At 64.9% G+C, this 11,879-nt stretch carries 9 protein-coding genes; 5 read left to right on the forward strand and 4 right to left on the reverse strand.

Annotation, left to right across the window (positions count from 1 at the left end; translation table 11 throughout):
- From I6F28_RS06835 to I6F28_RS06845, 3 genes are all read right to left on the reverse strand, one after another.
- Positions 1 to 747 carry a 2OG-Fe(II) oxygenase gene (locus tag I6F28_RS06835; RefSeq protein WP_036023029.1) on the reverse strand — a complete coding sequence of 249 codons (747 nt, stop codon included), beginning with the start codon at positions 745 to 747 and terminating at the stop codon, positions 1 to 3.
- Between the two features lie 400 nt (positions 748 to 1,147).
- On the reverse strand, positions 1,148 to 1,834 hold the full coding sequence (locus I6F28_RS06840) for a DUF2848 domain-containing protein (RefSeq protein ID WP_036023028.1): 687 nt from the start codon (positions 1,832 to 1,834) through the stop codon (positions 1,148 to 1,150).
- The gene (locus I6F28_RS06845) at positions 1,827 to 3,176 is read right to left on the reverse strand and encodes an amidase (protein ID WP_225139538.1); all 1,350 of its coding nucleotides are present in this window, start codon (positions 3,174 to 3,176) and stop codon (positions 1,827 to 1,829) included. Before I6F28_RS06845 ends, I6F28_RS06840 begins: the two co-directional genes overlap by 8 nt.
- A gap of 176 nt (positions 3,177 to 3,352) precedes the next feature.
- Between I6F28_RS06845 and I6F28_RS06850 the strand changes: the two genes are divergently transcribed.
- The 3 genes from I6F28_RS06850 to I6F28_RS06860 all read left to right on the forward strand — a co-directional run bounded on the left by I6F28_RS06850 (position 3,353) and on the right by I6F28_RS06860 (position 6,012).
- The gene (locus I6F28_RS06850) at positions 3,353 to 3,766 is read left to right on the forward strand and encodes a Zn-ribbon domain-containing OB-fold protein (RefSeq protein ID WP_027558650.1); all 414 of its coding nucleotides are present in this window, start codon (positions 3,353 to 3,355) and stop codon (positions 3,764 to 3,766) included.
- A gap of 4 nt (positions 3,767 to 3,770) precedes the next feature.
- Positions 3,771 to 4,910 (forward strand): thiolase C-terminal domain-containing protein, encoded by a 1,140-nt coding sequence (locus tag I6F28_RS06855; protein ID WP_225139539.1) that lies wholly within the window; start codon positions 3,771 to 3,773, stop codon positions 4,908 to 4,910.
- A gap of 187 nt (positions 4,911 to 5,097) precedes the next feature.
- Positions 5,098 to 6,012, forward strand: coding sequence for an SDR family NAD(P)-dependent oxidoreductase (locus I6F28_RS06860; RefSeq protein WP_036023023.1), 915 nt, complete (start codon positions 5,098 to 5,100; stop codon positions 6,010 to 6,012).
- A gap of 70 nt (positions 6,013 to 6,082) precedes the next feature.
- On the opposite strand, the gene ppc is transcribed toward I6F28_RS06860, so the two are convergent.
- The gene (ppc, locus tag I6F28_RS06865; protein ID WP_225139540.1) at positions 6,083 to 8,881 is read right to left on the reverse strand and encodes a phosphoenolpyruvate carboxylase; all 2,799 of its coding nucleotides are present in this window, start codon (positions 8,879 to 8,881) and stop codon (positions 6,083 to 6,085) included.
- 1,232 nt (positions 8,882 to 10,113) lie between these two features.
- On the opposite strand from ppc, the gene I6F28_RS06870 reads away from it, so the two are divergent.
- Both I6F28_RS06870 and I6F28_RS06875 read left to right on the forward strand, forming a co-directional pair.
- Entirely contained in the window at positions 10,114 to 11,220 is a 1,107-nt protein-coding gene (locus I6F28_RS06870) for a TRAP transporter substrate-binding protein (protein WP_036006206.1), read from the forward strand.
- A gap of 94 nt (positions 11,221 to 11,314) precedes the next feature.
- Positions 11,315 to 11,878: a TRAP transporter small permease subunit gene (locus I6F28_RS06875; RefSeq protein ID WP_085968941.1), complete on the forward strand. Its 564-nt coding sequence runs from the start codon at positions 11,315 to 11,317 to the stop codon at positions 11,876 to 11,878.
- The last annotated feature ends 1 nt before the right edge of the window (position 11,879 follow it).

Below are 11,879 nucleotides of genomic sequence, written 5' to 3' on the forward strand. Positions count from 1 at the left end.
TCATTTGGCATCGTGAAAAATCACACCCAGCGTGTGGCGCTGGCCGGACCTGATCCGGCTGACGCCGTGGCGGAGATTAACGCGGTAGGTGCCGCGTGTCCCCTGCACCGGACGATGATGCACAGCGAAGGCGACCGCATCGCCCTGTGCCAGCGGCACCACCTCGGCGCGGGACTGCATGCGCGGGCGCTGCTCGGTCAGCACGAACTCGCCACCGGTGAAGTCGCGTCCGGGCTCGGAGAGCAGGATCGCGACCTGGAGCGGGAACACGTGCTCGCCATAGAGGTCCTGGTGCAGGCAATTGTAATCACCGGCCTCATATTGCAGCAGCAGGGGCGTCGGCCGCGCCTGCCCGGCATCGTGGCAGCGCTTCAGGAACGCCGCGTGTGCGGCGGGATAGCGGATGTCGATCCCCATCGCCTCGTTCCAGCGATTGGCGACGGCTTGAAGATGCGCGTAGAGCGCCGGGCGCAGCTGCGCGATCAGATCGGGCAGCGGATAGGCGAAGTACTTGTACTCGCCGCGGCCGAAGCCGTGGCGGCCCATCACGATGCGGCTGCGGAAGTGCGCATCGTCCGGGTAGAGCGCGGCGATGGCGCGGCATTGGTCAGGCGTCAGCAGGTTCTTCAGGACGGCGCAGCCCTGGGTGTCGAGCTCGGCGGTGATCTGCGGCCAGTCGAGGGCGTCGACATGGTCGGCGAGGTTGGGAACGGAGTCTGGTGCGGAAACGCGTTTCGCGATGGCCATAGCAATCATCCCATTCACATCCGTCATTCCGGGGCGCGACGAAGTCGCGAGCCCGGAATCCATAACCACGATCGGGAGTATGGATTCCGGGCTCGCGCCCAAGTGGGCGCGCCCCGGAATGACGGGAGTGGGTGTCGCAGATCCCGGGCGCCACAACCACCCGATTTCCGATGATCGTCTCCACCGTCATTGCGAGGAGCCCTTGCGACGAAGCAATCCAGACTGGTTCCGCGGAGACCCTGGATTGCTTCGCTTCGCTCGCCGACGCGGAGAGAGATCAGCCCCTCACCGGCAGTTTCGTAGGGTGGGCAAAGGCGCTCTTGCGCCGTGCCCACGTCTTCGCAATACGTGGGCACGCTTCGCTTTGCCCACCCTACAAGGCCGTCGCTTGTGGCGCGAGTTACCCCCTCACCGGCAACGTCGCCACGTCGTAGCCGTGCCTGATCGTTCGCTTCAGCACGGGGTCTTCCAGCTCGAAGTCGAAGCGGTCGGCCGGGCGGATGCCGCCCTTGGCGGCGAACGTGCCGCCGAACATGGCGCAGCCGTCGGGAAACTTGCCACCGTCAAAGCCGCGCGCGATGAGGTCGGCGACCGGCAGCATCGCATCCAACGTGCCCTCCTGGTAGAGCACGCGCTCGCCTTTGATGGTGGCGTAGGAGCGCAGGATCATCTTGTCCCAATGACCGATGACGTCCTCGAACTCCCACAGCGTCGAGGCGATCGGCTTGTCGCACATCTGCTTGGAGACCGTGACGCTGTAGGCCTCGACCTTGCGGTCGGTGTGATCGGAGCCGCAGCCGACGAAGATGCGGCCCTGCCAGCCGATGAGCACGAATTCGACCTCGCCGGAGGAATCGCCACCGGTGCATTCGATGCTGTCCTCCTGGGTCAGCCGGCGCGCCGAGGCGCGATAGTAGATCGGCGTCGAGGCTGGGCGGGCGATGCCCATCTCCTCCAGCTCGGCGATGTGCTTGTCGCGCGCGACCGTGTCGCGGCCGGTCCAGCCGGCGATGACCAGCTGGTCGATCGCCAGCGTCAGCGGCGTGGTGGTGTCCTGGGCATCGACGGTGAACGTGAGATCAAACACGAATGACGGCCTCCATGCCGGCAGCAAGCTCGAAGATACGGCGGTCCGAGCCGCCTGCGCCCGCCAGCATCAGGCCGACGGGAACGTCGCCCTCGCGATGACAGGGCAGCGAGATGGCGCAACCGTCGATCAGGTTGATCAGGCTGCAATTGCGCAAGGCGCGGATGTTCTCGCGGGTGAACGCCTGATCGTCGGCGAGGTCGGCGATCTTCGGCGGTGTGTTGGGCGTGGTCGGCAGCACCAGGGCGTCATAGGGCGCGATGCGCGCATTGACGCGCGCGATCAGCGAGCGGCGTTCGTTGAGCAGGTCGATGTAGTCGGCCGCGCTCTGCGCCTCGCCGCGCATGATGCGCACCGCCACCCTGGGATCGTAGACGTCGCCCTTGGCCGTGATCAGATAGCGGTGCCAGGCATAGCTCTCGGACGCCGCGAAACCGCCCTTCGCGTTCATCGGACCGACGTCATGGAACTCCGCCATCTCGATACGCTCGACGATGGCGCCGTGATCGGACAGCGTCTTCAGCGCGCGCTCGAAGGTCTTGGCCACCTCTGCGTCGAGATCGTCGAGCGCGATCGTGGTGGGCACCGCGAGGCGCATGCCCTGGGTCGGCCGCGGCCTCAAGGCGACGATCGGCTCGGCCGCGAGCACGGCATCGAGTATGGCACAGCAACTGACCGATCGCGCCAGCGGCCCGATGCTATCGAGCGAGAACGACAGCGGCACCGAGCCGTCGAGCGGCACGCGGCGCTGCGTCGGCTTGTAGCCGACGATGCCGTTGAAGGCGGCCGGAATCCGGCAGGAGCCGCCGGTGTCGGTGCCGAGCGCGCCATGCGCCATGCCGTCGAGCACGGACACCGCCGCGCCGGCGGACGAGCCACCGGGCACGTGGCCTTCCGAGCGGTTCCAGGCCCCCTTCGGCGTGCCATAATGCGGATTGATGCCGATGCCGGAATAGGCGAACTCGGTCATGTTGGTGCGGCCGATCACGACGAAGCCGGCCTTGCGCAGCCGCGCCACCGTCGCGGCATCGTGCTCGGCAGGGGCTGAGTCATCCAGCGCGCGCGAGCCGGCGCGCGTCACCTGGCCCTTGATGTCGAACAGATCCTTGATCGAGACCGGGATGCCCGCATAGCGCGACGGCGCCGCCTTGGCCTTGCGCAAGCCATCCATCGCATCGGCCGCCGCGAGCGCGGCGTCCTTGTCGACATGGATGAAGGCGCGCTGGCCCTCGCCCGCGGGGTCGGCGATCCTGGCGAGGCAGGCCTCGACCAATTTGCGGGAGGTGATGCGGCCGCTTTCGAGGTCTTCGGCAAGCTGCGCCAGTGTCGGAAAATCAGACATGTCTGTCTCACGGAATATTTCGCGCGCAATCTATAGCGCTGGCTCAGCTCGACACAAGCATTGTGCGCATGATGGCATGCATGCGCATTGCTGGACCGTTGACGCGCCATGGTCGATTGTCGCATCAAGTTCGAAACCGGCGGGCGCGAGGCCTGCTTTTGGGAGGAGCCGCCCACATGGCCGAACCGCAGCGCGCGCGACCGAAACCGACGCCGGAGACCCAGCATTTCTGGGACGGCACCAAGGCCGGCGAATTGCGCCTGCAGCGCTGCGATGCCTGCGCCCATGTCTACTTCCCGCCGCGCCCGTTCTGCCCCTCCTGCGCCTCGCGCAAGGTCAGCATCTTCAAGGCCAGCGGCAAGGGCTTTCTCTACAGCTACGTGATCAACCATCGTCCGGCCGCGCCGGGCTTCACGCCGCCTTACGCCATCGCGGTGGTCGAGCTCGACGAGGGCCCGCGGATGATGAGCAACATCATCGACTGCCCGCAGACACCCGAGGCGCTCGAACTCGACATGAAGCTCGAGGTCGCGTTCCAGGAGCTCGACGACAAGATCACCCTCCCCGTCTTCCGCCCGGCGAAGGGGTAAGGTCATGCGCAAGAACCAGGTTGCCGTCGTCGGCGCGGCCGAGACCACTGAGCTCGGTGTCATTCCCAACGCCTCGCAGCTCCAGCTGCACGCGGATGCCGCGCTCAACGCCATCGCCGACGCCGGACTGAAACTGTCCGACATCGACGGCTTTGCCACCGCGGTCGAAACGCCGCAGCAGGTCTGCCACTATGTCGGCATCAAGCCGACCTGGGTGGACGGCACCTCGGTCGGCGGCTGCTCCTTCATGCTGCATGTCCGCCACGCCGCGGCGGCGATCGAGGCGGGTCTGTGCAAGACGGTGCTGATCACCCACGCCGAGAGCGGCAAGTCGATGATCGGCAAACTGCCGCGCTCGACGCCGGCCGATAGCCTCAACGGCCAGTTCGAGGCTCCTTTCGGCGTCTACGGCCCGCCCAGCATGTTCCCTATTCCCGTGCTGCGCTTCATGAAGACCTACGGCATCACCCACGAGCAGCTGGCTTCGGTCGCGGTGGTGCAGCGGGAATGGGCGACGAAGAATCCGCGCGCGATGATGAAGGAGCCGATCACGGTCGCCGACGTCCTCAACTCGCGCATGATCGCCTATCCTTTCCGGCTTCTGCAGTGCTGCCTCGTCACCGACGGCGGCGGCGCGCTGATCCTGACCTCGGCCGACCGCGCCAGGGATTTTCCGCGCAAGCCGGTCTACATCATGGGCACCGGCGAGAGCGTCGAGACGCCGATGGTCAGCCAGATGGAGACGTTCAACTCCTCGCGTGCGTTCAAGACCGCCGGGCCGCTGGCGTTCAAGGAAGCCGGCATCGCCCACGGCGACGTCGACCATCTCATGATCTACGACGCGTTCGCGCATCTGCCGCTGTTCGGCCTCGGCGATCTCGGCTTCATGCCCTATGAGGAGACCGGCCAGTTCATCGCCGACGGCAACACGCGTCCCGGCGGGAAACTGCCGCTCAACACCAATGGCGGCGGCCTGTCCTACATGCATTCGGGCATGTACGGCATGTACGCGCTGCAGGAGAGCGTGCGCCAGATGCGCGGCATCGCGCCGGCACAGGTGCCGAACGCGAAGATTTCGGTGTGCCATGGTGTCGGCGGCATGTTCGCCGCGAGTGGCACGATCGTGTTTACGAACGAGAGGTAATGCGCCGCTCGCCTCTCCCTCTCCCCGTTCTTACGGGGAGAGGGTTGGGGTGAGGGGCCTCTCTCCACGGATGAGATGGCCGCGAGACCTGTACCCCCTCACCCGGATCGCATCTTCGATGCGATCCGACCTCTCCCCGCAAGCGGGGCGAGGTAAGAAACGCCGGAACGCATAGCGGAGAACCCACATGAGCAAATCACTGCAAGACAAGGTCATCATCGTCACCGGCGCAGGCCGTGGCATCGGGCGCGAGATTGCGCTTCTGTGCGCCGCCGAGGGCGCCAAGGTCGTCGTCAACGATCCCGGCGGAGCCGCCGACGGCGCCGGCGCGAACGCGGCGCCCGCCGAGGAGGTGGTCGAGGAGATCAAGAAGCGCGGCGGCACGGCGGTCGCCAATTTCGAGAGCGTCGCGGAAGCGATCCCCGCCAGCAAGATCGTGAAGACCGCGACCGATCATTTCGGCCGGCTCGACGGCGTCGTCAACAATGCCGGCATCCTGCGCGACATGATCTTCCACAAGATGAGCGTGGAAGCGTTCGAAGCCGTCATCAAGGTGCATCTGATGGGCTCGTTCTACGTCAGCCACGCCGCGGCGCGCATCTTCCGCGAGCAGGAGTCGGGCTCGTTCGTGCACTTCACCTCGACCTCCGGCCTGATCGGCAATTTCGGACAAGCCAATTACGCGGCGGCCAAGCTCGGCATCGTCGGGCTGTCGAAGTCGATCGCGCTCGACATGGGCCGCTTCAACGTCCGCTCCAACTGCGTCTCGCCGTTCGCCTGGACCCGCATGATCGGCACCATCCCGACCGAGACCGACGCCGAGAAGGCGCGTGTCGAGAAGATCAAGCAGATGGGCCCGGAGAAGATCGCGCCGCTCTGCGGCTACCTGCTCGGCGATTCCGCCAAGGACGTCACCGGCCAGATCTTTGGCGTGCGCATGAACGAGATCTTCCTGTTCAGCCAGAACCGTCCGATCCGGTCGGTGCAGCGGAACGAAGGCTGGACTCCGCAGTCGATCGCGGAACACGGCATGCCGGCGCTGAAGGGCTCGTTCTACAAGCTCGATCGTTCGGCCGACATCTTCACCTGGGATCCGGTGTGAGGTAGCGCGAATCGGGAGTGGCGAATGGCGAATAGGGTTTCTATTCGCTACTCGCCATTCGCAATTCGCCCTACCCCGTATTCCGCAAGCCCGCCGAAATCCCGTTGATCGTCAGCTGGATCCCGCGCAGCACCTGCTCGTCGGGGTTCTGCGCGCGGTGCTCTCTCAAGAGCTCGACCTGCACGTGGTTGAGCGGATCGAGATAGGGGAAGCGGTGGCGCACGGAGCGCTCCAGCAGCGGGTTGCCCTGGAGCAGACGGTCCTGACCCATGATGTCGAGCAGCGTCTCGATGCAGGAATGCCATTCGCGGCGGATGCGGCCAAAGATTTTTTCGCGCAAGGCCTCGTCCGGCACCAGCTCGGCATAGCGCGAGGCGATCGCGATCGAGCTCTTGGCTAGCACCATGTCCATGTTCGACAGCAGCATGCGGAAGAACGGCCATTCCTGGTAGAGCTCTTTCAGGAACGGCATGCCCTGCTCTGGATGCTCCGCGATCCACTGTTCGACCGCGCTGCCGAAGCCGTACCAGCCCGGCAGCATCAGTCGGCATTGCGCCCAGGAGAACACCCAGGGAATCGCGCGGAGGTCCTCGATCGCGCGCGTCTTCTTGCGCGAGGCCGGACGGCTGCCGATGTTGAGCGTGGCGATCTCGTTGATGACGGTGGACGACCAGAAGTACTCGACGAAGCCTTCGGTCTCGTAGACGAGGCCGCGATAGGCCTTGAAGGCGAGGTTCGAGAGTTCGTCCATCGCGGTCAGATATTCGCGGCGCGGCGCGCTCTGGCGCGGATGCAGCAGACTTGCCTCCAGCGTCGCCGCGGAGAGGATTTCCAGATTGTTGCGGCCGACCTCGGTGTTGGAATATTTCGACGAGATGATCTCGCCCTGCTCGGTGATGCGGATCTGGCCGTTCACCGCGCCGCCGGGCTGCGCGATGATGGCGTCATAGCTCGGCCCGCCGCCGCGCCCCACCGAGCCGCCGCGGCCGTGGAACAGGCGTAAGCGCACGTGGTGCCGCTCGAACACTTCGACGAGGCCGATCTCGGCCTTGTAGAGCTCCCAGCCCGAGGTGACGAAGCCGCCGTCCTTGTTGCTGTCGGAGTACCCAAGCATGACCTCCTGCACGCTGCCGCGGCTGTCGACGAGCCGGCGGTAATCGTGCAACGACAGCATGCGGTCCATGATGCTGCTCGAAGCCTGCAAATCCTCGATGGTCTCGAACAGCGGCACGATGTTGATGGCGCTGCGGCCGGAGGGATGGACGAGGCCGACCTCCTTCAGGAGCACGGCGACCTCGAGCATGTCCGACATGCCCTTGCACATCGAGATGATGCATTGAGGAATGGCGTCCGAGCCGAATTTCGCATGCGCTTCCGCGGCGGCATGGAACACGTTGAGCTCGCCCATGGTCTCGTCGCTGTATTTGACGAAGGGCGAGACCAGCGCGCGCGTCGAGCGCAGCTCGTTCGTCAGCAGCGAGATGCGGGCGTCCTCGCCAAGCGCGAGATAGGACATGCCGGGATTGGCGGCGTCGATCAACTCGGCGATGGTGCGCTCATGGACGGCCGAGTTCTGGCGGATGTCGAGCCGGGCGAGGTGAAAGCCGAAGCAGTCCACCGCGCGGCGCAAGAGCCGCAGCCGGCCGCGCGCGATGACACGGGCGTTGTTGGAGATCAGCGAGCGGTGCAGCACGTCGAGATCGGCCTGCAGCTCCCTGACGCTGTCGTAAGGCGCCGCTTTGCCGACCGGCCGGCGCGTGATCTCGACCTCGAGCTTTTCGGCCGTCGCGGTCAGGCGCGCGTAGATGCCTGATACCGCCAGACGATAAGGCTCGCCGCTCCGATGCGGCGAGGTGTCCGGCGAACGCTCCGCCAAGTTGCGCAGCTCTTCGGAGACGTCGGCAAGGTGGGCCGCGATCGACAGCTCCGCGCCGAGCACGTGCAGCTCGTTCAGATAGAACTGCATCACCCGGCTCGACTGCAGCCGCAGCGTGCCACGCATCACGTCGGCGGTGACGAAGGGATTGCCGTCGCGGTCGCCGCCGATCCAGCTGCCCATGCGCAGGAACGAGGCGAGCTCGCTGGCGGCCTGCTCGCCGCCCTCCTCCAGCCTGTCCTCCAGCGCGTTGATGAGCCGCGGCACCTCGCGCAGGAAGGTGTAGTCGTAGAACGACAGCCCGTTGGCGACCTCGTCCAGCACGGTGAGCTTGGTCCGGCGGAGCAGATTGGTCTGCCACAGCGTCAGCACCTCGCGGCGGAGCTGCTCGTCGCCGGCATCGGCCTCCTCCGCGGTCATGGCGACACGCTCGCGGCGATCGAGCAGGGCTGCGATCTCCATCTCGCGGTCCATGGTGCTCTTGCGGCGGACCTCGGTCGGATGCGCGGTCAACACCGGGCTGACCAGCGCGGTCTTGAAGAAGGTGCGGAGCTGATCGGGACCAATGCCCGCCGCCTTGGCGTGCGCCAGTGTCTCCGCCAGCACGCCGGAGCTGCCATTCTTGGCCGCCGCGCGTGCGCGCATCTGTCGAATATTGTTCTGGTCCTCGGCGATGTTGGCGAGGTGCGAGAAATAGCTGAAGGCGCGGACGATCCGCACCGTCTCGGAGGTCGACATGCTGTCGAGGATCTGCTCGAGCTCGCGGCGGGCGAGCCGGTCCTCGTCGCGGTGGAACCTGATCGAGGTCTGCCTGATGCGCTCGACCAGGTCGAACACGTCGGCGCCCTCCTGGTCGCGCACGGTGTCGCCCAGAATGCGCCCGAGCAGGCGGATATCGTCCCGCAGCCGGGCATCGGCCTCCATCGCCTGGACATCCTCAGGGCGGTTGGGGCGCTGCTCAGTGCTGTCGGATGGTACGGTCTGGAGGGACATGGCTCGCTCCCCTGCTCGCGCCCTTGGCGGCCCGGTCCGGCGGAGTGTGCGATACTTTTCTACCGCAGTGCAAGATGAAGTTGGGGCGACGCACCGTGGATCGGAGTGCGACGACCTCGTGTCCCGACAAGCAGCAACGCCTTCGAGCGTTGCTGCGCCGAGCCGGGACCCAGGAGCCTCAGAGCACATCGCCGCAATGGGCCCCGGCTCTGCAGCGCACCACGCCGCGAAGGCGCGGCGCACTGCGCTGCGTCCGGGGCACGAGAAAATACTAGTCGTATAATAAGCATGCCTTCTCGGTCTCGCGGCGCAGGCGCCCGAAGTTTTGCTTTCCGTTTCGCCCTCATCGAGAAGCAAGGGCGCAGGGAAGGCCGGGCGCCAGCCGGCACCCAAGGTCCGCACGCGACAAGACGCACGCGGGGTGACCACAGGTGATGCCGGAACATCCCGGCCTTCCCTGCGCAATGGTTTTACGGCTTATGGCGCGCTCTCCCCGGGGAGCGATGCACTATTGCCCCCGTCGCCTTGCGGATCACTGATGCGCGCACCCGGTCGGGCCGCTTCACCACCGCAAGCCTTGACGCACAGACCCCGGGCGTCAGGACCACACGCTTTTGCCGTCCGCGGACGTCTCTCCCGGACTGTCGGAAGCTCGCGCGTGCTCGCCCCCAATGCCGAAAAGCAACGTTGTGACCACACCGTGTCGTGCCGCGGATCGCGATGGCTCACGGGTTTGCCCGCCCTGCCATCCCGTCACGCGCCGGCGCTGCCGCGTCCATCGCATCCTGGCCTACGTATCGTGACGATCGCGAAACGTCCCTTTGACGAGCCGGGATGTGCTGCGGTTTACCCGAAACGGCGAATTCGGTCAATCAGAATATTTGCACTCCCGCCACTTGACCTGCATTGGCGTGTTTTGCCCGTCGGGCAACGCGAGGCATGGTGTGCGCCGCATCGCCTGGCCGCGTCCCGCCGCAGCCAAAGGCGCCCCCGGCGTCTGGTTTGCCACCGACAGCCAGCGTAACAAACGAATGGAGGTTCGTCGCCGAAGGGTCAAAGAGCTGACGTCTCGACCATGTCCAATTCCAGCGCTTGCTACCGCCAGAAAGCAAGATGACAACTTGCGGCGATGGTGGCAGAATGATGACAGACGTGGTTTGAAGACTTGGCGACCAAGAACAACGAAGAGAATAGTTCGCCGCGGTCACGTTGTCCAAGGGAGGAGATGGCTCATGAAACGCATGTTTCTGGGACTGGTCGCCGTTGCCCTGATCGCTTCGGCGTTTGTCGTATCCACCACAACAGTCATGGCGCAGACGAAGGTGTTGAAGATGCAGGCCACATGGCCGGCGTCGCTCACGCTCTATGACAACTTCACCTATTTCGTCGATCGAGTGAACAAGCTGTCAGCCGGCGCGCTGAAGATCGAGGCGATGCCCGCCGGCCAGGTCGTGCCGGCGTTCGAGGTGCTGGACGCAACCAACAAGAAGGTGCTCGACGGAGCGCATGCGTGGGCCGGCTACTGGACCGGCAAGAACAAGACCGCGATCCTGTTCACCGGCGGTCCCGGCGGCACCTTCGGCATGGACTTCATGGACGTGATGGGTTGGCTCTATCACGGCGGCGGCCTCGAGCTTTACAACGAGTTTTATCAGAAGGAGCTCAAGCTCAACCTCGTCGTGTTTCCAATCCTGCCTGCAGGGCCGCAGGCGTTCGGCTGGTTCAAGAAGCCGATCCAGACGGTCGAGGACATGAAGGGCATGAAATGCCGCCAGACCGGCATGGCCGGCGAAGTGTGGCAGGCGCTCGGCTTCACGGTGGTCAACATGCCGGGCGGAGAAATCATTCCCTCCGCGCAACGCGGCGTGATCGATTGCGCCGAATGGGTCGGCGGCATCGAGGACATGCAGCTCGGCTTCCACAACGTCTGGAAGTATCACTATTCACCCGGCTTGCATGAGAACGTGACGGTCGGCGAGCTCGTCATCAACGGCGATGTGTGGAAGGAGCTCAGCCCGCAACATCAGGAGATCATCAAGTCGGCGGCCAACGAGACATTCCTCGTCTGGTGGACCAAGTGGCAGCGCCAGAACGCCGATGCGCTGATTGAGATGCAGCAGAAGCACGGCGTACAGATTCTCCGCACGCCGACGGAGATCCTGCTGGCCTTCATCAAGAAGTGGGACGAGATCGCGGCCGCCGAGGGCGCCAGGAACCCGTTCTTCAAGAAGGTGCACGACTCGCAGAAGGCGTATGCCAGCGCTGTGGTCCCGTACAAGAGGTCTTACTTCCCGCCATACTCCTTCATGGCGAACTACTACTTCCCAACCGAGAAATAGGACTTCCTCCGAGGGCGGCCGATTTGACCGCCCTCAATTCGCACGCAGGCGGCCTGCTTTGCGCCGCACGAATGATCGGCGAAAGGGGCGAGGCATGGCTGAGATAACAGGCGGGCAGCCACCGGCGCTTCTGGCTATCATCAGGATGATCGACGGCTTCACCGACCGGACCGGCACGATCATCTCGTGGCTCTCGGTGCCGCTGGTTCTCGCCGTCGCCTATGAGGTTGGGGCGCGTTACCTGTTCAACGCGCCGACCATATGGGCCTACGACGCAACCTACATGCTCTACGGCTCGCTCTTCATGCTTGGCGCCGCTTACGCGCTGCACAAGGGTGCTCATATCCGTACCGACTTCTTCTGGGAGAAGTTCTCGATCCGTAGGAAGGGCTGGATCGATACGATCTCCTATGTCGTCTTCTTCTTCCCGAGCCTGATCATGCTGTTCCTGATCAGCTGGAACGAATTCCACTACGCCTGGCTGATCAACGAGACTTCGGACCAGACTCCCTGGCGGCCCGTGCTGTGGCCGTTCAAATTCGTCGTGCCGCTCGCCTGCCTCCTGCTGCTGGTCCAGGGCGTGTCCGAGTTGATCAAGAGCATCTACATGGCGCGCACCGGCGTCGAGCTGGAGCATAAGGAGAAAGTCGAGATATGAC

It is taken from the genome of Bradyrhizobium sp. NBAIM14, assembly GCF_020193895.1.
In the GTDB taxonomy this organism is placed as follows: Bacteria; Pseudomonadota; Alphaproteobacteria; order Rhizobiales; family Xanthobacteraceae; genus Bradyrhizobium; species Bradyrhizobium yuanmingense.

Bases quoted from the DNA above. Each gene is read 5' to 3' on its own strand.
- I6F28_RS06835 (WP_036023029.1), bottom strand. From the start codon at position 747: ATGGCCATCGCGAAACGCGTTTCCGCACCAGACTCCGTTCCCAACCTC.
- I6F28_RS06845 (WP_225139538.1), bottom strand. From the start codon at position 3,176: ATGTCTGATTTTCCGACACTGGCGCAGCTTGCCGAAGACCTCGAAAGC.
- I6F28_RS06850 (WP_027558650.1), top strand. From the start codon at position 3,353: ATGGCCGAACCGCAGCGCGCGCGACCGAAACCGACGCCGGAGACCCAG.
- I6F28_RS06855 (WP_225139539.1), top strand. From the start codon at position 3,771: ATGCGCAAGAACCAGGTTGCCGTCGTCGGCGCGGCCGAGACCACTGAG.
- I6F28_RS06860 (WP_036023023.1), top strand. From the start codon at position 5,098: ATGAGCAAATCACTGCAAGACAAGGTCATCATCGTCACCGGCGCAGGC.
- ppc (WP_225139540.1), bottom strand. From the start codon at position 8,881: ATGTCCCTCCAGACCGTACCATCCGACAGCACTGAGCAGCGCCCCAAC.
- I6F28_RS06870 (WP_036006206.1), top strand. From the start codon at position 10,114: ATGAAACGCATGTTTCTGGGACTGGTCGCCGTTGCCCTGATCGCTTCG.
- I6F28_RS06875 (WP_085968941.1), top strand. From the start codon at position 11,315: ATGGCTGAGATAACAGGCGGGCAGCCACCGGCGCTTCTGGCTATCATC.